Raw genomic sequence first — 24,847 nt, 5'->3', positions numbered from 1 at the left:
GTTAAGTATTACTTAAAGATAAGCCCTTTCTTTTTATTATTTCATGACATTCATCCAAAAATTCTAAACGATGTGGAAGTAGGAGTAGTTCAAGATAGTTTGTATTTAATTTATGACAACTTTAATAAATTAATTTTTACTATAGTATGAATTAGGATAAATTATTATAAGTTATGGTTATTACTTAGCATTTTGTTTTACTTGATCTTTTAATTCATTAAGGGTCTTACCACTAATATTGTCAGTAATAGTTTCATGTATTTCATTTTTTAATACAATTGTTTTACCTGCAATTTCTGCCTTGGAAGACATTTTACTTTCATTAATAGTTTCTATGTTTGTTTGAAGGTCAGCTTTGTTATTTTCATCAAAAGTAATTGCAAATGGTTCAATTGCTCCGTAGTAGTTTCCAAATAATTGATCTTTCTTCAAAAACATCATATATTTTTTATTAACTTTAGGCTCGATATATAAAGGATCCTTATTTTGAACCTCTTTAGTAGTTACCTTAGTAGCTTGTTTTGTAACTGTGCCATCTGGTGCAACTACTGCATTAGAATCTTCAAGCTTAACTGTTTCAGCAAAACGATGGTTGATTTTTATTTGTTTATTTTCATTCACACCTTTAATTGTTTCGGAAATATTGAAATTATATAGATGTCCTTCAACATAATTTTCTTTGTCCTCTTCCGATGGATTATTTGGATTACGTGCCATATTCCACTTAGAGTCAAGACCTCCATATTCACCAATTACAACTAGATCGGCTTCATTAATCATTTGATTTAAATCACTTGTAGCAGGGAAATCTTTACTGAGAATGACAGTTTCAGCATTCTTATCTTCGCCAGCAATATTGGAGAAGTGACTATTATATGTTGAATATCCTCCTAAACCAATCACTGCAGCTAAAGGAATTGCAATTACTATAGTTTTTGATTTTTTACTTAACATTAAGAAATCCTCTCCTTTTTCTGTTAATAGATTGCATTCACACCATTTTTATCGTCAGTTTGAGGGACATGCATAGTAGTACGATTACGATTGCTGTTCATAATTGAAGTGCCACTGTTGTGACCTATTCCTATTGCATGACCAAACTCATGTACTCCTGTACTTTTAGCAACATTAGATTTTGTAATATTTGTATTCCCTGCATTAATATCACCAGCGAATTTTGTTACTTTTTTAGTGGATGTATTATAAGTTGTGTTCATTCTTCCATAATAAGTAGAGGAACTTTCAAACCAAGAGTTTAATTTGTTCACTGAAGAAGAAGAAACTGTAAAGTTAATACGAGAAGCAGTGTACCAGGCTGAATCTGCAGCTTGCCAACCAGATTTAATGATACTGGAGCCATCGTCTAATCTGTCTCCCCACTTATATGTAGCTGATTTTGAAGGTAGCTTCCATCCTTCTTTTACATAAGCTTCTGAAACTCCAACGCTGGAAAAGACAAATACACTACCTAATAAAAATGCAGTAATTCCTTTTCTAAAATTCATATTATCCCTCCAAAGATTATTTTTAACAAGAGAATTATAGCATCATTATCTTGTTTTGAATTAATATTTTTTAAAGATTCAGAATATTTATATTGAGAAAATGGTATAAAATATCTTTTAAGGAGACGTTATTATAATGTATAAACATAAAGTAATAAAATGGAATCTATGTTTATTAATATTTACTTTTTTAATTATTATTGGTAAAACAATTTGGTCAAATACAGATATAGCAGAAGTGTCTAATGTTTCATCAAATTCTGAAACTATAGTATTAAGTAAGACATTCAAAACTACAAATTATTTAAGTGAAATGGTAGAAGAAGCAGATGTAATTGTACTAGGTAAATATAAAGGTTTACACTCTAAATGGAATATGGCAAACAATTCATCATATGAGATTCAAGATGAAGATGTCGAAGGCCATCTGTTTAATTTTCATGTTAAAGAAATTTTAAAAGGGGACTCCGTAGAGAATAAAATTTTAATAAACCATAGATACTCAGAAAGCCTCGTATTAGAGGAAAGTAATGAAGTTATTGATGAAAATGGAATAATTCTGAAAGGTGCTACGAAAGTGTTTACAAAAAAAGTGAAAAATAAAGATCCATTGTATATAAAACCTAAATCTGGTGACACATATATAGTTTTTTTAAAGGAAAATAGTAAACTTGGACATTTTTATCCAGCTGTAGAACCTTTTATGATTCAGTTTGATTTAAGGGATATTGCGCAACTAAAAAGCAATCTAATAGATTGGAATAAAAATAAATATAAATATAAATTTGAGGTAAAGGTTAAAGAGAAAACTTTTTATATTGAAAATGAAATATCTTCAATCATCAAAGATAATATTAGTGGAAAAAAATTAAAGGATATTAAGGATTTTGTAAAAGGGTCTTCAAAAATGAAATAACATTTTCACGGGCTATAAATCTGCCCTGCATTAAAGAATAGAATTTGCGTAGATTTAAACTATTTGCAAAAGAAGTTATGGGGATATTAGATTTTTAAGTAAGAAAATAGAATAATTAAGCTGGGATAAAGTAAAAAAGAGATCTAATAAATAGGTCTCTTTTTTATTTTCGAAAAAAATTAAATTAAAACCAGTCTCCATTCTTCACCAATAAGCACACTAAAATAAATACTATTTGGGCATTCTAGCAAATTAGCTACTTTTTCATACCTATTTCGTTCCTCTGGCCGTTAACAAATACTAAATATAATTTATAACATTGTTCAGATTGTAAATGAATTATTACATATTTCCAATACATATTTGGATAGCAGTAGTAATGTAGAGACTAGTATGAAAGAGCAAGAAATGTATGTACAAGAAAGTGGAGAACTATCAACATCATTCAGTTGGCTATCACAAGAGTTAAAGAATTAATTAGAGAGTTTAAAATTCAATAAAATTAATAAATATCAGATTAATTTTATTGAAAAAACTTTTTTTACTTTGAATTTAATAATGTAAATCACATGCTTACTTAAATAAATATAAATTTTGCATATTTAATTGGAAATAGAGCATGATATTACCAATTAAATGGAGGTGTGTTAGAAATGCAAATACGAGAAAATAATAATTCAAACGAGATTTTGGTGGCAGCGGCAGCAAGTGCAATTGAGCAAATGAAGTATGAAATTGCTCAGGAGTTTGGTGTTACACTTGGACCAGATTCAACGTCAAGAGCAAATGGTTCAGTAGGTGGAGAAATTACAAAACGTCTAGTGCGTATGGCGCAAGAGCAGTTATCTGGTCAATATAAAATTCACTAAAGTTAAAGGTATATCCCATTGAAGGGATATACCTTTTTAATTTGCTTTTAAAGATGATCGTTAAATTTTTTATTGTTGGTTAAGTTTAGAAACTGCAAATTTAGCTGTAAAATTCATTTTCTTCATGTAAGAAGAATTTACTCCTGCTTGAAATTGAACAGAAATATTACCGTCTTTTTGTGCTTTGAATACGCGACCATATGGTGAATTAGCATTGTATGTGCCAATTACTTGATTATCTGCATCAAAGACTGTATAAGAAATGGGGAACCCGGAATTTTGTACAAAGACTGTAAGTTCTTCCCCTTTACTAAGATTAAATGATTCTTTTTGAGAAACTTCATAGGAATTCATAGAGTAATATTTTGTAACTTCTTGAATTTCTAAATTCGTAGTTGCCGCACTCGCTTTTAGTGCCTCTGCTCCTGGTAAATTCATGCCTGATAGTACTGCAATTCCTAGTGCTCCTGCTAAAATAGCTTTTTTCATAATGTTAGTTCCTCCTTTAATATATTTTGAGATTTGAAAAGGAAGTGAAAATGCCACCCCTTGAAACTATTATAGTTACAACGAGAATTATTTTCAATTGGGTTTGATATGTAATTTTGCATACATAAGATGTCGATATAAGGTAATATATCCAATATTTTAAGTATTCTTTAAAAGGAAGGGGTGATAAATTTTAAAAACTATAAATGGGATGTTAGCCACTTTTTACATATGCTAATCCTATAAGTGAATATTTTGTTGGGGCTATTTTTGTTCATTTGCTTTAAATGGAATATTTTAATGTTGATAAAGTTTTATAAATTGGGATTATTAAACAAAAATGAGATATTGTGTGTTATGATAAAGGGGCAACAAAGCACACCATCCCGATAATATTGTGTATATTTATCCTATGTATGTCGTTTGTATTAGAAATAAGAAGTCTCTTAAAAAGAGACTTCTTATTTTTGTATGGATGGGGTATTACAGATGATTGATTATTATCAATTTTTTTATTTACCATGTCAGGTATTTCCTTATTTTCTTAAATACAACACGTTGGAAAATCAACGAAAAGAAACAAATGGACATTCTTTGTTATAGTATTTTTATTTTTGAATTATTTATTTCTTAAATTTGTATAGATAAATGTAGGTGGGATGCGTTTTTTATAATAGAGATCATTCAAAACTATGATAAGGATTCAAATAAGTAAAATGAGGAATAATTTCTAAGATGAAAATTGCATTAGCTAGTGAGAAATAAGCATTTTATTAAATATTAGGGGTACGAGAAGGTAAGGAATCCAGGGAAACGTAAAAAAAGAATATAAAAAGGAGTCATTATTCGACTCCTTTTTATATGGGATAGCTTAATTATTGAAATATTACCTACTGAAATACTTTTTCAATTGTAGGCATAACAGCTATTGGTGGTAGAGATTTAGTCCATGCAGCTGCATATACATTTAATTTCTCGCCTAATGTATAGTTTTCACCATCTGAAATAGGGACCCTTAAAATCTTATTTTGAGAAACTAGATCCCACCAATCATGTTGATAAGCAAGAGCTTCATCTTTTGTAGACGTAGCAGCAACTACTAAATAATTGTTCTCTACTGAAATGACATATCCGGTAAAAGGTTCTTGTTCTTGGTTCTGAATAGTATGAACAGGAATATTATTGGCGGAAATCTTGTTAGAATCTGCAAAGGCCGGTGTTAATCCGAATGTAAATCCACATCCTAGTGTTAAAGCTGTTACCGTTGTTACGAATGTTTGTTTTTTGTTAAACATGGTATATCCCCCTTATATTTTATTCTTACACTATCTACTTTCAATTTACATACATATAAAGCCTTTTAATATTAAGATCATTAACAATTATGTCAAAATTAATTCCATAAATGTTAATATTAGCTATTAATGGAATTGATTTTGTGTTATAATTCACTAGGTGAACTATTATCGTTCATTTCGTCTCTTGATGAATGTATGCCCTTCCTTAATTGTAAATATGTTCGATTTTATTGGTGAAGAGGGGAGATATCCCTCTTCTTTTTTTTATGAGATTTTTGGGAATGAACAGAAAAAGAACCCCATAGGGTTCTTTTTCTAGGCATATTAACAGTAAGGAGAGTATTGAAATGCTAATTTCAAATCTTTATCAGGAGAAAAATTTGAAAAAGCTTATCATGTTATTATTTTTACATATATGTAATATAAAGTGAATTGATAATATTTAGACTAACTATTACTAATATTCAATTAAAATAGTTAGTACTACATTGATAGTGTTAATTATCTTGATTGATGTGGAATGTGATAGGAATCATAAGTTTGCCGCAAACTTATGATTTCAGGATTTGAAGAATATTCTTCATATTGATTTTAAAGAAAATACAAATTTTTTACTAGATGTGAGAAAAAGGAATTGAAAATATCCTTTAAAACAAGATATATTCTGATCAAAAAATTAGAGGGCATCAATTCATTAAAGCAGTAAAAATTGTTTTAATGAATTGGTGTCCTTTTTGTTTTAAAAGGAGAATATATTTTCTCAACAGGACAAATGGTAATCAGCTATAAGTATTAATTTTGAGAATAAAAGGAAAATATAAATTAATAATAAAGGAGAATGCGAAATGATAACATTAATATCTGAAAGAAATCTAGCTGAAATCCACGAAGACGATGTAGATGTATTAAAAGTAATGGCACATCCTGTTCGATTAAAAATTGTAAATGAATTTATGCACCATAAAATGTGTAATGTTACACAGTTAACGGAAATATTAAGAATCCCTCCTCTTCTAAACGAAGTGAAAGCGGGGATAGTTCAAAAATATGTCATGCTTTTTGTCCATTAAAAAGGAGGGAATATGAAATTGACATGAATCTAAGTTGTAACTATAATGGTTACAGTTAGAGGTTAACTATAATCCAATAGAGAATTAGATTTTATCTCATATTTAAAGAGTAGATAAGTTGTGCTATCCAAATTTACGATGCGAAAATGCTTAAAAAAATTACATTTTTCAATGTATCCTATTTCGAATTCTCAGTATTAAAAATTGTAAAAATCTACAAAAAGTTAATAAGGCTGTTGTATGTAGAAAGAAATCTTTTAAAAAGGTCATAATATGGATAATAGGTAGCACACATTTTAATTAGTAGGAGTTGTGCCACTATCAAGACATTTCTTAATAAACGTATAGAAAAATCTCAAGAAGGTGGAGTCCATTGCGTAAACATGCATATGTGCAATTTTATGTATTGCTATTGGCTTTAATAGCTTATATAAGTTTTTGCTTTATATTTTTATTTATTTTTCCGAGTCTTTATTTCGTATCGGATTTTAATATCCGGCTATCATCTTTAGTTGTTGAAACTACTGTATTTATCTCATTACTGTATTCTATATTATCCAGAAAAATTAAGTTAGGAGTATTCTGGGTTTGTATTACTATTGCGATAGGGTGTTTCTTGATAGGGAATTTCATATCTGCTTTTCAAGTACTTAATGTAGAATTACCAATCCAAAATTTTAATATCTCTGATGTATTTTTGTTGTTTTTCTTATTTTTCTTTCTCTTTGCGTTCTTTTATAAAATTATAATGGAATGTAACAAATGGGAGAAAGCGTATTTACTTTGTGATTTATGCATTGTTGTTACTGCTATTTTTACATTAGAGTGGTACCTATTTAATAAACCATCTGCAAATATCTTATTCTTATCAATTGGAGATGTTTTTCTCTCATTTATTTTTCCGATTATAGATTTATTGCTTCTATTACTTGGAGTTACACTAATCTTTCGACCTGCTATTTTCAATGCAAAAAGTAAATTGTTTATTTTTATCCTAGTATTAACTGGATTGGCTATTACGGACTACTTGTATTTCTACTTACAGGATGATTTGTCAGAGCGTTCAGTTATATTTTTAAGGTGTTTGTATAGAGTTTTCCTATTATTTATTGCTATTGCTGCTACAATCCCAAAGAATACTTCTTCTAAAAGAAATTATTTTATTATTAATCCGACATTTGGAGAGAAACTTCTTGGTATATTCCCTTATCTTGCAGTTGCAATCTTAATTGGCTTTACTTTGAAAGAGCAAACTTCTTCAGCTACATTGATTACGGGAAATTGTATTGCTTTTGTATTTGTACTGATTCGTCATACAATCGTACGAATGCAAAACAAAGAGTTAACTAAAACATTAAAAGTGTTTAATAATCAATTAGAACAAACAGTATCTCAGAGAACAAGGGAATTAATAAATAAATCTAATGATTTGGTAAAAAATCAAGAGAGATTTAAGTCATTATATGAGTATCATCCGGATCCTATTTTAACGATTGATTCAAACGGTATCGTATTAAATATAAACCAGGCTGGAAGTATGTTATTAGGAAAAGAAAGTGCTACATTAATAGGGAAAGAGTGCTTCTCTATTTTTTTAGATGAAGATAAATCTGAATTGGAAGCAGCTATAAAGAAAGGGAAACGATGTAGTTCTTCTTCGCTACAGTTACGTGTGAAAAATAACAATGAGAAGGATATACTCTTTTGGTATGTCACTATAGTTCCTATTATGATAGAAGGACAAACCTTTGGGAGCTATGTAATGGTAAAAGACATAACGAGGATGAAACAACAACAGGATGAGATAAATTATCTTGCATTCCATGATACGGTGACGGAGATTGGAAATCGTATATTCTTCCAACAAGAATTAGATAGATCCATTAAGCGTGCACAAAAAACACAGGATAAGTTTGGGCTCCTGTATATTGATTTAAATCGTTTTAAGACCATTAATGATACACTTGGTCATTCGATTGGTGACAAGGTGTTAAAAGAAGTTGCCAAACGTTTTAGGACATGTCTGTCACCGACTATTCCTCTAGCAAGAATAGGTGGTGATGAGTTTGCGATCATTGTCCAGAACCAAACAGAGCAACAGCTATTGGATTTGTGTAAAACTCTATTTCGTATAACTGAAGAACCATTTGTAGTAAATCAGCATAGTTTTTACTTATCTCTTAGTATAGGAATAGCAGTATATCCATTTGGAGGAATAAATACTACTACACTTTTACAACACGCTGATATCGCCATGTATAGCGCGAAGGAAAAAGGTAACAATGCTGTTTGTATGTATGACGAGACATTATCTCAAAAAGTAACCCGTCGATTACGATTAGAACAGGATTTACCAAATGCAATTGAAAATAATGAGTTGTTTTTATTGTATCAACCACAAATTGATAGTAAGGTAGGTAAGGTTATTGGTGCAGAGGCTTTAATACGTTGGCAACATCCAGAACTTGGGCTAATTTCTCCTTTTGAGTTTATACCTATCGCAGAAGAAACGGCGCAGATTATTTCAATTGGGAAGTGGACGTTACAGAAAGCGTGTCTACAACTGAAAGAATGGCATTCCGCGGGTTTTTCAAATCTAAAGATGGGGATAAATTTATCAGCTATAGAGTTTGAACAGAAAGATTTTGTTGAAACAATGATATCTACTATAGAAGAGATAGGAGTACCTGCTAATTCTATTGATTTGGAATTAACAGAGCGAATAGCAATGGTAGATGAAAAAGAAACCTTATCGAAGCTAAAAGCATTAAAATCATATGGTGTACATTTATCAATTGACGATTTTGGTACAGGTTATTCTTCACTAGCGTATCTGCCTCTTTATCCAATTGATACTTTAAAAATTCCAAGAGAATTTGTTAATAGGATCGGAACTTCTACTGATGGAGATGAAATTATACAAACCATTATTTCGCTAGCTCATACTTTAAACATGAAAGTGATAGCAGAAGGGGTAGAAACGAAAGAACAATTAACAGTCTTACAACGTAATGCGTGTTATCTAATTCAGGGATATTACTACAGTAAACCTGTAAATGAAGATGAATTTATCGATTTTTTAAGTGCAATGCAAAATAAATAAGTGAAAAATCAGTATTTGTATGAAGTAAAGTGAAAAGACGTTCTAATCCATATGGACTAGAACGTCTTTCTTATGTTTATTTTCAGTAGCTATTCAGCAAGGTTTCAGCCTTTGAAAGTAAAATAAATATCTATATTCCTTGTATTAGGGCTAATTCTAAAAGTATTTTTATTGATAGTTATTTAAGATTATACTCAATAAACATTTTGTTTTATCCTTCGTGGCAATGCCATTCACCTATTCATATATCAGCTAATTATTCATGTGTGTTAATGTTTTCTCGACGCATAAATATTGAATATTGGCAAGGATGGATATTGAATAAATGGATGGGTAAGAAACTCTAGTAGATTCTTCATAGTGTAAACCTCCATTGTATAAATAGTCTTTACTTATATAGTATTATAGAATTTTTATATAATGATTATTAACTATAACAATGCATACTATTAAGAGTATCGCAAAGAAGGGTAACTATATGAACAAATTCATTATGTAAGGAAAATTCAATAGATTAACATGAAAAACATTCAAATTATTAGTTAGATGCTTAGTCGTTGATTATGAACGGGATATTTGGCTTTTATTTAAAATAAAGCGAAATTAATTTTAAAAATATGTTTGAGAACCGAGTGATGTTTAGATGTTATATATTTGAGAAAAAAGAAACAGAATAATAAGGTATTTGTTGATAAAGAATCTCTTCTATTACATAATTTTACATATTTGGTATAATGTATATTAGTGCTAAATATAAAGGGAGGAATAGGAATGAAGAGGTTCATAACTCATGCAAATGGTAATAATATCTTTAAAAAGTTAGTTTTAATGGTGTTGCCAATGGTTTTAATGATAATGATGATAACCCCATCAAATGATGCATTGGCAGCCAACCAATCAAATGTAAGTTCACTAAAAGGTGTGAATCTATTTAATGGAAGCTGGACTGTTGCTATACAAGCTGCAAATTTACAATATGTGTCTGCTGAGCCATCGGGAAATGTGGTAGCAAATCGTAGTGCAGTTAATGAATGGGAGAAATTCGAATTAATTCCGACTGGGGAATTATATACGTTTGCTTTAAAAGCAAAAAGTAATGGAAAGTACGTTTCGTTTGAGCCAAATGGTAGAGTAGTAGCAGATCGTACATCAATTGGAGCATGGGAAAAATTTATCTTATATAATGGTGGAGACAATAGGATATATGTATTACAAGCGTTAAGTAATGGTAGATTTATATCAGCAAATGGTGGTAGAGAATTAACTGCTAATAGTTATGTAGCTGGAAGTTGGGAAAGATTTGTTATTGTGTATTTCTAAATTTTGAATTGTTTTATATATAAATAATAATGACTGGTTTAGTTCATATGCATGCCAAATAAAGAGTTAAGTACTTAACACAAGTGTATATTAAGGTGTAAAAAGGATTGCAAGTAATTGTCAGTCCTTTTTGTATGTTAAATAAATAATTACTGAGGATGTAATGAGAAGAAAAAGAACCCTATTGGGTTCTTTTTCAAGGCATATTAACAGTAAGGAGAATCATGAAATGCTACTTCAAATCTTTATTAGGGGAAAGATTTTGAAAAAGCTTAACATACATCTACTTTTACATAAATGTAAGATATAGTAAATTGATAATCTTTATACTTACTATTACTAATATTCAATTAAGATAGTTAACAATATGTATATAGTGTTAACTGATGTTTAGTGTAGTATACATCTAGAAATCTAGTATTAGATTACAATTGTCAAAAAAGCTAATAGATTTATCATTTCAAAGTCTCACTAATATATAAACTATTCTAATTGAAATGGAGTGTGTATTAACTCTTATAAGCCGAAAGTAAATAAAATAAACAAAGACCCTGTAAAAAATACAGTGCCGGATAAAGAGTTAAGGGAACACATAATTTCTTAAAAACATAATAGCATATATGTTTTCTGTAGCTATATGAGGATTTTGACAAAATTAAGAACAAGACAGAAAATCTTTTAGAAAGCAAATATATTGATAGAAATATGATTTGGAAGTGAACAATTTACATGTTGATATAGATGGAAAATCTTGAGCACCATGATCAAATTGTCTTTAAATAAGAGGTTTAGGTTAGTGGAATAGTTGAATCTTCCTGAAAAAGAAAAATGTTTTTTAAATTAAAAGAAGAAAAGACACTTTTTGAATGTCTTTTCTTTTGAGGTACAGCTCAGATATTTCTGAATTAGATATGAAACCATAATTCAAATATGAAATAAACAACTTAAAAAATTTTAACATAATCTGAACTGAAAAAATATGTAATCTTGGGCATTGCGAGTAATATCGTTGCTTGTATAATGGCAGTATACATTCAAAAATATGAGCTAATGATAAACTACCTTACAAATATTTTATTTTTAATCATTATAGCGATAACCTATATTAAGATGAAAATTAACAAGTGGGTGTCGTTAGGATTTACGTTAGTTATAATGGAAAAAGGTATTAAGGCAGGTTATGACTTCTACACACATGATTATTATGGTTTCAGTTGGAGTTTAGCTATCATTGTCTATTGCATATACAAGATGAAAAATTATTATGTTGAAACAAATAAATAGCCGCAAAAAATAAGGTTAGTAGTTGGAATTCTTGTTAAAGTATACAATTTTTTTAACAATGATATTACGGTCTTTTTTTTACTTCAATAGCAAAAAAAAGACGCGCCATAAGGCGCCCGAAAATTGGGTAAACGAGGTTTTAGTTTTCCAATCTAAAGAAATTATGTATCAGCTCACAATGAGAGTATATCATAATATACAATCTAAAAAATATGTATTATTACATATATGAGTTTAACAAAAGTAAGATGGGAGTAAATCAAAATAATATAAAAAAGACACTACAAGAGTGTCTTTTTTGAGAAAATACTCTATAATTAACTTTGGGGAAGGTAATGTTAGAGTATATATTTAGCATTATCTTTATATTTGATAAACCATGAAATCAAAAGATTTTGTGGTTTATTTTTTGAAGAATAGATATTACTTATTGGCAGTGAGCTATTGATCATTATAAGCATTGGGAGAGAAGGGATTAAAAGTCTAACATCGAATAACGGTTCCGGAATATAGCGTTGCGAAATGATCTCCCATATCCCAAATGGTACTTGCTTGTATATAGCCCTTAAAGCCTTCTGAAGAATAATAAATCTCTTTTGGTATACTTTCTTTAGTTTGGAAATGTGCTTTAGAATATTTTACATAATGGTTTTTAATAACTTTTGATTCTGGAACAATATTGTTTTTTTGTTCCAATGTTTGCCTAGCACTAGAAGGTGGTATGAATTTTTGAGTGTCTTGGTAATTATGATCTAAGATGTCAGCCTGTACACTGTGTGACGACATAAAAACGCTTAAACTACTTCCCACAATTAATGTTGCAAATGCTAACTTTGAGACTTTTGTTAATCTAATCATTTTATAATCTCCTTTTCATTATTTTGTAAGGTACCTCCTTACACCTCACAGTCTATATCCACTACATAAGGGTGTACATACATATTGATAGACAAAATTCTACAAAATACCTCGTGTTTTTAGGTTTGTGTATAATAATTCAATATTTGATAATTTATCAGAAGTAAAAATGTAGGCCTTATATAAATGAAAATGAATAATTTATGCAGAGCTTGTATATAAAATTATTGTTCAAATATTCTAAAATGAGTTGATAAAGATGGTGTGGTATCATTAGACAATAATTGATTCAATAGGTTGGATTTGAAAAGTGAATTCTCTTTTTGAGCTTTTATGAATCACCAGTGGAGAAAGTAAAACAGAGATTCAATATATAATCAGAAGTTTTAGTAGAGTAGCTACAAGAAGGGGATAGTTATAAAATTGTTAAAGTAAAACATAATTATCGAAACTTTCCCTTGTTTCCTTTTCGGAGAGGATAATTAGAAGAAGACAGGAATTTTTTCTTTGAACTGAGCATTTTTGACAAGAATAGATATTTTCATAACTAGAACAAATAAATGAATAATTGCATATACTGTCTTTTCGTTAAAGCAAAGCATTATTCTCTCAAAGGAATCACTAAAACAATATGTGATTCCTTTGAGGAATGCTATTAAATGCTAGATTAATTTCTAATGGTCCCAGTATCTTTTATTTTGACGTGTGTCTTTACATTTATTTTAGCCTCTGCTAACGCTTGTAACCAATCTCCTTTTACTTTTTTCCATTCTTTATATTGAAAAGCTCTAGCATATAGGGATAATCCGATTGGATCAATTTTATTCTGCTGTATTTCATCCAACATATTTTGTAATTCCTTATTAATCTCTTTTTCAATAGCGTTTTCTAAATTATTTATGTTTTTTTTGTTATCATAATGCTCCTTAATTAAATTCGCATTGGTTTTTTCTACTAACGCTACATTAGCGTTTATATCGAGATTAAATACAAACTTCCCGTTTTTAAAATTAACATCTATCTTCCTTGTCGCATTCTGTAGGAAGATGGAAGTGTTTGTTTTTTTGTTGGAGTTTTTAGGAGGAAGCGCAAGGTGTAGTATCATCCGGCCTGTATTTTTTGACTTATTTATAAGATTGAAGAACTTAACATCTTTTTTAGGGATACGAGTTAAAAATTTTCCTTGTCGATCTAAAAGTGCAATTCCTATCGTGTCAATTTCATTCTTTGTTTTTTTTATAACTGGAATAATTTGCGTCATTCCTTCTTCATTTTGTTCTCTCATTAATTGTTGAATTGTAGAAGAGACGGATTGGTTATTTTGAATGGATGATTCAATTACACCATTTATATAAGATGAAAGTGATGGTTTACTAGGCTTGTGAATTTTAAAAATTTCTTCTGCAGGTCCATCTACAAGTACCACTTTAGCATTAATGGTAGCGTAAGGATCACGGTAAGAAGAATCAAGCTCCTGCAACCAATTTGCTTCTTGCGCTAATTTTTTCCCAATTAAAATGATTTCAGCTTTGGAAGCTGTCATAAAGCCTGTTAACTTCGTATCTATCTTACTGAATCCAGTATATACAGTTGATGCTTGTGTCCAATGTTCTATAGTACTTTTTGACTGTTTATGATGAAAGAGTGGTATGCTTGTTCCAACTTTTATGTCTCCATTAGGGGTTCTATCCAAGCCAATTAACAGGATTAATGAAACCTTCTCAAGAGGAATTCTCTGACCACAACCAATAATATACACACAACAAATTACAATCCATATCCATTTTCGAATCAAAGTTGTTTCCTCCTAGTAATCCAAGTAAAAAGAATACTGTAAACGAAAAATAAGATGGGTAATACAATAAAGAAAACGACATTTAAGATATCCATAAGAGAATATATAAACAAATATTGATCCACATTGGGATTTAGAAAAATAAATAAGCCGACAATTAATACCATAAAACCAAACAGCGCCCAATTGCGAGCGTTTTTTTGAAGTGAAATGGTCACAGAATCAAAACTGAAAAATAAATATGGATATATTGTAGTGGAAAATACAATTAAATAGTAAGCAATATATATAATTTCTAATCGTTCTATGAAGGAAAAACGAACCCCTTTTAACAGATGAAATACTGGCCAAATTACGTCTTTTATCCCCTCTGGAGTAAAGTATATATAAGAAAGAATAGTCACATATAGGTAGAAAAACATGGTTCCAGTATTCGCAATTAGTAGTCCCTTAATAGCTTGTTGTTTTTTTTGTAAGAACGGATAAATAAAATATGCAATTTCTAAACCAGCATAAGGGGTAATGGTTTCTTTCGTTGCTTTTACAATAGGGTATATACCATCTTTAAAAATAGGTAGTAGGTGTAAAGGAGCATACATACTCTTTAATGAAAAAAGAAGAAGTAATGGCGTCCAAGTAGTGAAGAAGAAAACAAGCATAGAATAACTAGTAAGAGCCCTTAACCCACTCAGGGCTAAAATAATAAAAGGCAATAATAATAATATGGTGATTTGATAAGTGGGAATGGAAGGGAATATCCACACTTTTACAATATCAGTTGCCTTTAATAAAGTATTAAAGGCAGCAAAAAATAGATAACAGGCATATAAAAGAAAAAGAATCGTCCCTAGCCATTTACCAAAGTATGTTTTTAAGATTTGTGTGAAATTTTTGTTGGGATTTTTTTGTAACATTAATATAATAAATACACCGATTATAGAAGTAACCATCCATCCAAGAATGATTGAAATCCAGCCATCTGTACCAGCAGTAGTAGCAAGTGGGCTTGGCATTATTAACATACCAGATGCAAGTTGCAGCGAATGGATGAAAATAATAAATTCGAATAAAGTTATATTTTTGAATTTAAGATTCCCCATGTTAACCACCTTCTTTTTTCTTTCTTTGTTTCGGCTGCCCTGTACTCGAGCGGCTGGTAAGCATAGAAATAGGAAATCTTACAAAAGAATCTTTTAACTCTTGGAGACGAAATGGCGCGATTGGCAATCCATATGGTGAACCATATGAAGTTAGTGAAACAAAATGAGCAAATAAGAGCATTAATCCACTAACAATACCTACAATCCCATAAAAGTAAGCCAATAACATCATTGGAAAACGAATAAGGCGTATAGAGCTTGATAAATCATAATTAGAAACAATAAATGAAGCAATGGCTGTAATAGATACGATAATAACCATAACGTTACTAACAAGACCAGCTTGAACAGCCGCCTGTCCGATTACAATCCCTCCAACAATTCCAATAGTTTGTCCAATAGGTTGCGGTAACCGAATACCAGCCTCACGTAGCATTTCTAGTGTGATTTCCATTATAAAAGCTTCCAATAAGGGAGTGAAAGGGACTTTGACTCTTGACGTTGCAATAGAAGTGTATAAATCTATAGGAATGATTTCAAAGTGAAAAGAGACTATAGCTATATAAAATGCTGGTAAAAAAATCGCTATAATAAATCCTGCAAATCGTAATAAACGAAAAAACGATGCAATGATCCAATGTATATTATAGTCATCTGGGGTTTGAAAAAATCCAATTAAATTCATTGGAACAATCATTGCGCCAGGGGATCTATCCATTAACACCGCTACTTTTCCATCCAGTATATGATTTGAAATAGCATCTGGGCGTTCGCTTAAATAAGCCTGTGGAAAAGGAGACCAATTTTGATCCTTTGTAAAATTAGATAGTTCACCAATGCCTAATACCGCATCTGTTTTAATTCTACAGATTCGGTTTTCTATTTCTTGAACTACATCTGCATTCGCAACGTCACCTAAATAAATTAAATAAACAACGGAAGTTGCTCGTTCTCCAATCGTCAGCTTTTTGATTTTTAACTCTGCAGAAGGAAGATATCGACGTATTAAGCCTATATTTTTTGTGGCATTCTCAATAAATCCATCATGCGATCCTTTAATAGTAACTTCTGAAATTGGTTCTTGAATTGCTCTCTCTGCCCAGCCTTTTGTATTTATTAGAAGTGAACGATTTTCACCTTCCATAAATAGTACACATTGACCTTCAAGTAATCCTTCTTTAATTTCATTCCATGTATATACTATTTTGGTATGGGTAGCGATAATATTAGAATTAAATATTTGACTGTCTTCATTTACTTCTTGTAATAATGGTGTAACAACATTGCCCTTTAAAGCAACACCATCAGTAAGGCCTTCAAAGTAATATAGTAGAATATTCGTATTTGTTTTTAATTGCAAAGGGTGTTCAATTAAATCTGCACTAATATCAAAGATGTTATCTAATGTAATTTTAAGTTCTTTTAAGTTACTTGTTTGGATCTTTTCAATGTTTTTATCTGTTTTAGTTTCTAAGATCTTTTCATTTAAAGACAAAATTGACACCTCTTTAATATATAACGATTAGTTGTATTTATTATTTTTATAAGATGGAATTTTATTCACAAATTTAAACAAATTGGGAACGAAAATTAATAATTGAGAGCAAAAAAGTAGAGGTGATTTGTGGGGGAATCTAAGTATCAAGATAGAATTGAAATTTGAATGATTATAACAAAAAAGAACCCTTGATAGGCTCTTTTTCATAGTTGGTAAATAGATTGTCAACAATAGATGGCGTTTAAGGTAGTAATTTAGAAGTCTTTAAGTTCATCAGCTGAATTTTGTAGGAATAATTCTTTTTTTATATCTTAATGTTCAATTAAAAAGATATTACATTTATTTGGGTGTTCTAGTGTAATTAAAGTTTGCGCTAATAAATTTTGTTTAGGGACAAAATGTTTTTTCTGAATTAACAGAAAAATATACGCGCAAAATTCCTATTAGTTATTTTGGTAGGTATCAAATATTGCTTTGACCTTATTTTCTTGAGATTACCGTACGTTTATATGTTTCTAAGGGAAAGAAATACTTGCATTTTTATTACCATCTATTGTTTGATTAAGATGGTAACATGAAATTGAAACGTTTACAACCAGGAAATAAAGAAAAAACATTAAAATGCGACTTTTTTCGACAAAATTTCTACGTTGATATCTCATATTTTTATAGGAAAAGGTGGAGGGAAGCGTACCTTTTCCTATAAGATGTTTTGTAATAATTAGATATAACTAAAGTAATAATAATAGCCTAACATTAAAATGAAATTCCATGACTTTGAGCTCAAAGTCATAAAAACTATTGATAACGTTATAATTGAATTTTTGAACCGTAAAAGTTTTAAAAGTAAGGTCAAACTTTAGTCCACTTTGCGTTTCTTCCTTTTGTAACTAGCTTAATATGGCCAAATAATTGCAAGGAGTTTAAAGCCTTACTAATTGTACTCTCTGCAATGTCTGGATATCTGTTACGAATACTTTCCTTAGTAAAGGGTTGTTTTTGTTTAAGTATAAAATCCTGAATTCTCTCGACTTTAGTATGTTTACATATAGAATCAAGAACAGTGTTATGCAGATCTTTGTAAGCCTCTAAAATAATAGTTAAAAACGTTTTTAACCAAAAGCTACTATTGTGTTCCTCGCAGTACCAATTTACCGAAGATTTATAAATTGAATTGTAATATTCAGATTCGTTTTTCTTAATATACTTATCCAAACATACATATTTTACAAATGTATGTCCACTCTTAATTAGCAGCAACTGCATTAACATAAATGCTAGCCTACCATTACCTTGATTGAAAGGGACTATGCAATAAAAATTTAATATAAAACGAGCTATTAATAAAAGTGAATGTAGCTCCTTACTAGTATTTAATGAGTTGTATTGATCACATAATTGCTCCATAAACTGTGGAATGAGTTCATACGGAAGAATGCGGTAACTATTCAAGTGCATTCCATGCTCAGGAATACCTGGAATAATAAAAGGTTTTTCACGCCATTTGGCACTGTCAGAGGTAAGGTAATGTATTAGTTGAAAATGTAATTCCTGTATAGTTGCTGGATTAATTGATAAAGTACAGGAGTTTTTATGTACAAAAGAAAGTGTTTGATAATAACAAAAAATAGCATCTTCTGAAATGTTTTGTGGTACTATATCATCTAAAATAAGTTCTTTTAATCTTTTATTAGGAACTTTTATATCCTCAAAAATAGTAGTGAAATTTTTTATGTAATGTAGTGGTATAGTTTTTTCTAAACTATTAAATATGTCAGGATTTTGTTCCTGATAAGCAGCTAATTTTCCTTTGAATTCGCTAATTTCACTTATTAAATTGAGTAACCTCCTTTTTAATTCAATATTTTTATACTTATCATCAAAAAAATCTCTCATTTTTGTTCCCCCTGTAACCCCTTAACACGTTGTTGCATATATCATTCCATTCTAAAGGTATTTCATGACCTCATTATAAAATAACGACAATTTTGTTCTAATTTTGATCATGTTTTAGAATCTATATTTTTATTTGTTAATAAAAATATAGGAATTATAAAGAAGAATCGTTAGGATTCAATTTTAATAGGCATAATCCTAACATCAAATGTACAAATGTACAATAAAAAAATATAAAATATAAAACTATCGACACTTTTGAAAGAGTATTTATAGGATTATTAAGTAGCTATAGATGTGTTTTAGTTTAAAAGTAAATATTGAAGTGGTAATAAAGTTTTCATGGATGAAAAAAATAAACTATTAATTTGTGACAGTTATGTGCCTAATCTATTCATTTGGTATGATGAGAATTCCAAAAATAAATCCTAATGAGCTTAATTTTCTATATTTAGCATAAAGATTAGGGGAGGTATGTTGATGAAATGTACCATTAAATATAGAAATATGTAACGTTAAACACTTGTATTGTAAAATAGTTTGACATAAGTTAATTTAAATATTAGGTACAGGAACATTTAATAAAAATTCAGTAATGTACCCTTTAAACGTTTCACTCTAAAAACGTTAGTATTAAGCCTCAAGCATACTGAAGTTTTTTCCTTTGCTTCTGTACCTTATTAGGTAAAAATAATACAATAAATTGTTAGAATGTTATGGGAGAAATTGGGTTTTTAATTCTCTTTCTTATCTTACATAATCAATCTCTTGATGATTTGTTTAAAATAAGGATTAACAGGGTAGGAGATGACTATTAAAAAGGACTATAAAGTTAAGTTGGACAAACGATCAGGAAAACGAAAGGTTAATTTCGTTGTGTAACTGAGAAGCTCCCACTTTATGTTTTGCCAAGTGGTGGGTAGTTCATTCTGCCTGATAATTTTAATATATGAGTTTGAACATCCTTAAGCAAATCAATATATAAATTAAAGTAGTTATGTGGTTATAGGAGTAAATGTCTAAGATTAAAGGATTTGTGTGCATTAACAATGTGAATATAAGTAGAGTATTTATTGTGTTTTTTAAGGTTTAGAAAATATGTGTGAATTTAGCTTTAGAAATGACTTATTTGCAAGTTATATAATAGGAATGTGAAGTCAGGAAGAAACTGATATTGTCAGTTCCTTCCTGACTTTTTTACTTTAAAAGTATATTTTTTACATAAGGTTAAATATAATTCTTTAAATTAATATTTGAATTTTTTGTGAAATTAAGTGAAGTTTTCATTCCTCTATTAATACATAATGTTACCAAATAGACTTATTGTATTTATTTTATTTTTATATGAGATTAAAAATAATAATAAACGTACCAATGTATGAGAGGTATTAGTATATTTATTAGTAATTTGTTGGTTTATCTTTATATTGCTATTATATTAGCGATAACAATAACAATAATATATTGAGGGGACAAGAATGAATTTGAAACTTACATCTAAATTTGAAAGATTAAGAAAAAGTAAAAAAGGAATTGGTGCTTGTGTTTTAGCTGCAGGGGTAACGGCTATTACTATGATTCCTCAAAGTGCTTATGCACATGGATTTGTTGAAAAGCCAAGTAGCCGTGCTGGTTTATGTAGTCAGAATTATGGAGCATTGAATTTAAATTGTGGAAATATAATGTACGAACCTCAAAGCCTAGAAGCACCTAAAGGATTCCCAGATGGGGGACCGATTGATGGAAAAATCGCTTCGGCAGGAGGACTGTTTGGAGGAATTCTTGACCAACAAACATCAAATCGCTGGTTCAAAAACACGATTAAGGGTGGAGCAAATACCTTTACATGGAAATATACAGCTGCACATCCTACAAGTAAATGGCATTATTACATTACAAAAAAGGGATGGGATCCTAATAAACCATTAACACGTGCTGAATTAGAACCAATTGGAACTGTGAAACATGATGGTTCTGCCGCATCAAATAATATAACACATACAATTAATGTACCAACTGATCGCAATGGTTATCATGTTATTTTAGCTGTATGGGATGTATCAGATACGTCAAATGCGTTTTATAATGTAATTGATGTAAATCTAGTAAATAATGAAACTCCCGATACAGTAGCTCCAAGTCAACCAACTGAATTAAATGCGTCTAAGGTTACTGCCAATAGTGTTGCACTAACATGGAAGGCTTCTACGGATAATATAGGTGTAAAGGAATATCAAGTGTTACGCAATGGGGAAGTAATTGATACGGTACCAGGTACAACATTTATTGATAAAAAACTAAAAGCAAATACGGAATATACCTATACAATAAAGGCGTTAGACTCTGCTGGAAACATATCAAAAGAAAGTGAAGAAATAAAGGTTAAGACAACAAATGAAATCCCAGATATAGAAGCTCCGACTCAACCGAAAGGATTACATAGTATGAGTACAACAGCAACAACTGTTGACTTGATGTGGAGTCCGTCTGAAGATAATGTAGGCGTAGACCATTATATTGTATATAGAGAAAGCTTTGGAGTTATGAATAAAATTGGTACAACGGATAATACATCCTTTATGGATAAAGAATTAAAGGCTAATACATCGTATAAATATGTAGTGACGGCGGTGGATTTAGCTGGAAATGAATCTAGTAGAAGTGATGTATTAAATGTAATAACAAATTCAGAGAATTCAACATATGAAAAATGGGATGCAAGAAAAGCATATACAAAAGGTGATAGAGTAGTACATGAGGGAAAAGTGTATGAAGCAGTTCAAGATTATCAAGGCAATGGTGACACAAATTGGATTTTTTCCCTATCGCTTTGGAAGCCAGTTTTGAATAAATGATAAGTGGGAAAATGTAGTTAACATTTTTGGATTTTTCTTTGAAAGTAAAGGTTCGTTCCAAATATAAATCCCTTAATGGTTTAAATGATATACTAATAAATTTAATCACCGTCCTAATGTTTACAAAATGAAAGCAGAAAAGAATCCCAATGGTATTCCATCAAAAAGGAAGTCCAATGGGATTCTTTTATTTTCTAATTTGTAATAGCGTATATTTTTACAGTGAATTTGCTAGTGGTACCAATTGGACTTGCGATATAATATTTAGTATTTGTGTAAGCCTCAGTCCTAGATCCATGTGAAATATTTTTCCAACGAATAGAATCGGTACCTAAGGAAACATCAATCATTACATTGAAAGAGATAGTAGAAGGATGATCTTTCTCTGAAGGCTCAATAACCCATTTTAATTCTTTAGTCCCTACAGGTAAATTATCAATTATAGTTTTGATTAGAACGATTTTTTGTCCAGATAAAGGACTAGATTCGAATGGAATTTGCGAAATTAATATCTCTTTTTCATTCGAAGTATAATTGATTATAAATTGGCCATACCTTATTTGTTCAATGTATGAAAAGCTGACAAATTTAATTAGCTCAAGACTTTTACTCTAAAAGAGTACTTGATAATATGTGTGGCTTTTTAAGAGTATGAATGATTTAATCAGAGTTTTCATATGAAAATAAAAAAGTGTTTTTTATTATTTTAACCAATTAATTCATTTTATATTTAATGAATCTTGAAAGAAAGGAGGTGTTGATTTGAATCGGTTCGGAAAATCGTCTAATCCCAAATGTTTTATAGATCTTAGATTTATAGGAGCAACTTTCTCACCACTACCCGGGATTACCTTCCCAACGGGAATGACGGGAATGGGACCTGTTGGGACAATACAAATAACAAATGTTATAACAAATACGTCAAAGTGAAAGTTTAAACTAAAATCACATGAACAAACGCTGATAAATAGCCATTACCATAAATTTTGTAAGTACTTTCATGTTTCATTAACAGGACATTAAACTCTAAACTACTTAGCTTATAATAAAATACCCACGAAAGTATTTCACTTATACAAAAGACAAGAAGCTTCTTGTTTTAGCTTTAGAAAAAGCAAATTTATATCGATTTTTAATAAATAACACAGTCATAGATGTTAGTTCAATAGCATCTATATACTTATTGGTATGGGGATTTTCCCATTTGAAACCTATTGCTTATTTTTCCACCTTTTCGACGATTGGGGCTTTAGCGGATAATTCACCAGTTGCCATATTATTCATAAAATATGCTCCATAAATAGTAACGGTATCTCCAATATTTATATCCTGTAAGATTTCAGGGGAAACGATAGCACTAATAGTCGAATCCTCACTAGAAATTTCAATAGCGTCACTTGATCTATTGATTACATTTCCAGTGTGCATTTTATATTGTTTTTTTAGCACGTTTTCTTCATTTTCTTTTTGAACAATTGCATAGTTAGCTGTATCGGGCTGGCCAAATACAAGACCATCTATAAAAATAGGTGCATAAATAGTAACGGTATCTCCAATTTGAATATCTTTAAGGATTTCAGGGGAAGAAACTATAGCATCTAAACTTGTATTTCCATCAGAAATAATTAAGGACTTTTCTGTTTTAGCAGTTACTTTACCAGAACGTTTTTTGTGTTGATTTAGTAAAGCTTTTTCTTTTTTATCGACTTCTGATATCGACTTCGATTTATTCATGCCTGTATTAGGAGTAACTGTCTTACTTGCCAACTTTTCGATGATAGGAGCTTTAGCGGATAATTCACCAGTTGCCATATTATTCATAAAATATGCCCCATAAATAGAAACGGTATCTCCAATATTTATATCCTGTAAGATTTCAGGGGAAACGATAGCACTAACAGTCGAATCCTCACTAGAAATTTCAATAGCGTCACTTGATTTATTGATTACATTTCCAGTGTGCATTTTATATTGTTTTTTTAGCACGTTTTCTTCATTTTCTTTTTGAACAATTGCATAGTTAGCTGTATCGGGCTGACCAAATACAAGACCATCTATAAAAATAGGTGCATAAATAGAAACGGTATCTCCAATTTGAATATCTTTAAGGATTTCAGGGGAAGAAACTATAGCATCTAAACTTGTATTTCCATCAGAAATAATTAAAGACTTTTCTGTTTTAGCAGTTACTTTACCAGAATGTTTTTTGTGTTGATTTAGTAGAATTTGTTCTTTTTTATTTTGTGTTGAAACAGCTGTCTCAGTAGTTAAAGAGCGATTTTCTATTGAAATTGACTCACCTTCTTTACTATTGATATCCATATCCTTACTGTTGACTTTTTCTCTCAATTTATCTTTTATTTCTTTAGAAAACATATCTGTTTTAGCAGTAAGTTGAGCAGCTTCAGCTCGTGTTATGAATCTATTTGGTTGCCAGCCGTTATCAGTGCCATTAGAAATTTTTAAATCAATTAAAATATTGGCATACTTTTCTCCCCAATGCCCTTTTAGATCCTCAAATTTACTTTGGCCATTATCATGTGCTGTACTTTGTAATTTATAAGCATTTACTAGCATCGTTGCCATGGCAGCGCGAGTTACTTTACCAGTTGGATTGAAGATGCCATTCCCTTCTCCTTTAATAATGCCAGCTTTTTCAGCTGCAGCAATATACGGAGCGCCCCAGTGGTCTTGAGAGTCTGTAAAAGAAGGTTTGGCTTTGGGATCAATTTCTATTCCTAAAGCTTTTGTTATAATTGTTGCAGCGGAAGCTCGATCTAACGTAACGTTTGAGCCAAAAGTGCCATCTGGATAACCAATTAAGACTTGTTTATCCACTAAGTAATTGACAGATTGCTCTGCCCACTTTGGAACATCAGAAAATTTGTGAGTATCCGCTAAAATATTAGAAGAATAAGATAATATAGCTCCTGCAAGGATACCTGTTGTGATTAATTTGCGTTTCATAAAAATATACACCTCTACCAATCT

General features: G+C 30.2%; 17 protein-coding genes and 3 pseudogenes. 9 read left to right on the top strand and 11 right to left on the bottom strand.

Features of this window, described 5'->3' with window-relative positions; translation table 11 throughout:
* Positions 1-180 precede the first annotated feature (180 nt).
* Complete coding sequence (locus M1D73_RS28760; protein WP_086400845.1) at positions 181-954, bottom strand: cardiolipin synthase; 774 nt, start codon at positions 952-954, stop codon at positions 181-183.
* 23 nt (positions 955-977) lie between these two features.
* Positions 978-1,505: a matrixin family metalloprotease gene (locus M1D73_RS28755; protein ID WP_001011319.1), complete on the bottom strand. Its 528-nt coding sequence runs from the start codon at positions 1,503-1,505 to the stop codon at positions 978-980.
* Between the two features lie 136 nt (positions 1,506-1,641).
* Here M1D73_RS28755 and M1D73_RS28750 point away from each other — a divergent pair, with 136 nt between their 5' ends.
* The 3 genes and pseudogenes from M1D73_RS28750 to M1D73_RS28740 all read left to right on the top strand — a co-directional run bounded on the left by M1D73_RS28750 (position 1,642) and on the right by M1D73_RS28740 (position 3,290).
* Positions 1,642-2,421, top strand: coding sequence for a hypothetical protein (locus M1D73_RS28750; RefSeq protein ID WP_098212711.1), 780 nt, complete (start codon positions 1,642-1,644; stop codon positions 2,419-2,421).
* A gap of 297 nt (positions 2,422-2,718) precedes the next feature.
* Positions 2,719-2,921: pseudogene (locus tag M1D73_RS28745) on the top strand (methyl-accepting chemotaxis protein); the annotation flags it as partial.
* Between the two features lie 153 nt (positions 2,922-3,074).
* On the top strand, positions 3,075-3,290 hold the full coding sequence (locus tag M1D73_RS28740) for an alpha/beta-type small acid-soluble spore protein (RefSeq protein ID WP_001167052.1): 216 nt from the start codon (positions 3,075-3,077) through the stop codon (positions 3,288-3,290).
* A gap of 69 nt (positions 3,291-3,359) precedes the next feature.
* Here the strand turns inward: M1D73_RS28740 and M1D73_RS28735 are convergent, their stop codons facing one another.
* Both M1D73_RS28735 and M1D73_RS28730 read right to left on the bottom strand, forming a co-directional pair.
* Positions 3,360-3,779, bottom strand: a complete 420-nt coding sequence (locus M1D73_RS28735; protein ID WP_000709194.1) for a hypothetical protein — start codon at positions 3,777-3,779, stop codon at positions 3,360-3,362.
* Between the two features lie 890 nt (positions 3,780-4,669).
* Positions 4,670-5,074 carry a DUF3221 domain-containing protein gene (locus M1D73_RS28730; RefSeq protein WP_003254435.1) on the bottom strand — a complete coding sequence of 135 codons (405 nt, stop codon included), beginning with the start codon at positions 5,072-5,074 and terminating at the stop codon, positions 4,670-4,672.
* A gap of 848 nt (positions 5,075-5,922) precedes the next feature.
* Between M1D73_RS28730 and M1D73_RS28725 the strand changes: the two are divergent.
* The 4 genes and pseudogenes from M1D73_RS28725 to M1D73_RS28710 form a co-directional block, all read left to right on the top strand.
* Positions 5,923-6,084 (top strand): annotated as a pseudogene (locus M1D73_RS28725) (ArsR/SmtB family transcription factor); the annotation flags it as partial.
* Between the two features lie 436 nt (positions 6,085-6,520).
* Positions 6,521-9,250, top strand: coding sequence for a putative bifunctional diguanylate cyclase/phosphodiesterase (locus M1D73_RS28720; protein WP_481158043.1), 2,730 nt, complete (start codon positions 6,521-6,523; stop codon positions 9,248-9,250).
* Positions 9,251-10,021: 771 nt separating this feature from the next.
* Positions 10,022-10,570: a fascin domain-containing protein gene (locus tag M1D73_RS28715; RefSeq protein WP_086401798.1), complete on the top strand. Its 549-nt coding sequence runs from the start codon at positions 10,022-10,024 to the stop codon at positions 10,568-10,570.
* Positions 10,571-11,590: 1,020 nt separating this feature from the next.
* Positions 11,591-11,854 (top strand): hypothetical protein, encoded by a 264-nt coding sequence (locus tag M1D73_RS28710; protein WP_238599711.1) that lies wholly within the window; start codon positions 11,591-11,593, stop codon positions 11,852-11,854.
* Positions 11,855-12,337: 483 nt separating this feature from the next.
* Here the strand turns inward: M1D73_RS28710 and M1D73_RS28705 are convergent, their stop codons facing one another.
* From M1D73_RS28705 to M1D73_RS28685, 5 genes are all read right to left on the bottom strand, one after another.
* Complete coding sequence (locus M1D73_RS28705; RefSeq protein ID WP_086401800.1) at positions 12,338-12,712, bottom strand: hypothetical protein; 375 nt, start codon at positions 12,710-12,712, stop codon at positions 12,338-12,340.
* Between the two features lie 667 nt (positions 12,713-13,379).
* Entirely contained in the window at positions 13,380-14,507 is a 1,128-nt protein-coding gene (locus M1D73_RS28700) for a Ger(x)C family spore germination protein (protein ID WP_098212715.1), read from the bottom strand.
* A complete protein-coding gene (locus tag M1D73_RS28695; RefSeq protein ID WP_098212716.1) occupies positions 14,504-15,607 on the bottom strand; it encodes a GerAB/ArcD/ProY family transporter in 1,104 nt (367 codons plus the stop codon). The genes M1D73_RS28700 and M1D73_RS28695 overlap by 4 nt, the downstream gene beginning before the upstream one ends.
* A gap of 1 nt (position 15,608) precedes the next feature.
* Positions 15,609-17,102: a spore germination protein gene (locus M1D73_RS28690; RefSeq protein ID WP_098212717.1), complete on the bottom strand. Its 1,494-nt coding sequence runs from the start codon at positions 17,100-17,102 to the stop codon at positions 15,609-15,611.
* An 855-nt stretch (positions 17,103-17,957) separates the two neighbouring features.
* Positions 17,958-19,001: a Fic family protein gene (locus M1D73_RS28685; RefSeq protein ID WP_086401804.1), complete on the bottom strand. Its 1,044-nt coding sequence runs from the start codon at positions 18,999-19,001 to the stop codon at positions 17,958-17,960.
* Between the two features lie 1,478 nt (positions 19,002-20,479).
* Here M1D73_RS28685 and M1D73_RS28680 point away from each other — a divergent pair.
* Positions 20,480-21,856 carry a lytic polysaccharide monooxygenase gene (locus M1D73_RS28680; RefSeq protein ID WP_121868748.1) on the top strand — a complete coding sequence of 459 codons (1,377 nt, stop codon included), beginning with the start codon at positions 20,480-20,482 and terminating at the stop codon, positions 21,854-21,856.
* Between the two features lie 194 nt (positions 21,857-22,050).
* Here the strand turns inward: M1D73_RS28680 and M1D73_RS28675 are convergent.
* Positions 22,051-22,383, bottom strand: a pseudogene (locus tag M1D73_RS28675) (phosphatidylinositol-specific phospholipase C); the annotation flags it as partial.
* A 235-nt stretch (positions 22,384-22,618) separates the two neighbouring features.
* Between M1D73_RS28675 and M1D73_RS28670 the strand changes: the two are divergent.
* The gene (locus M1D73_RS28670) at positions 22,619-22,786 is read left to right on the top strand and encodes an exosporium leader peptide-containing protein (RefSeq protein ID WP_171053860.1); all 168 of its coding nucleotides are present in this window, start codon (positions 22,619-22,621) and stop codon (positions 22,784-22,786) included.
* A gap of 288 nt (positions 22,787-23,074) precedes the next feature.
* Here the strand turns inward: M1D73_RS28670 and M1D73_RS28665 are convergent, their stop codons facing one another.
* Positions 23,075-24,823, bottom strand: coding sequence for an S-layer homology domain-containing protein (locus M1D73_RS28665; RefSeq protein ID WP_100655271.1), 1,749 nt, complete (start codon positions 24,821-24,823; stop codon positions 23,075-23,077).
* Between the last annotated feature and the right edge of the window lie 24 nt (positions 24,824-24,847).

This window comes from Bacillus sp. PK3-067, from assembly GCF_056738645.1.
Note: the sequence above shows the minus strand (reverse complement) of the source record. Positions and strands in the feature narration are given on the sequence as shown.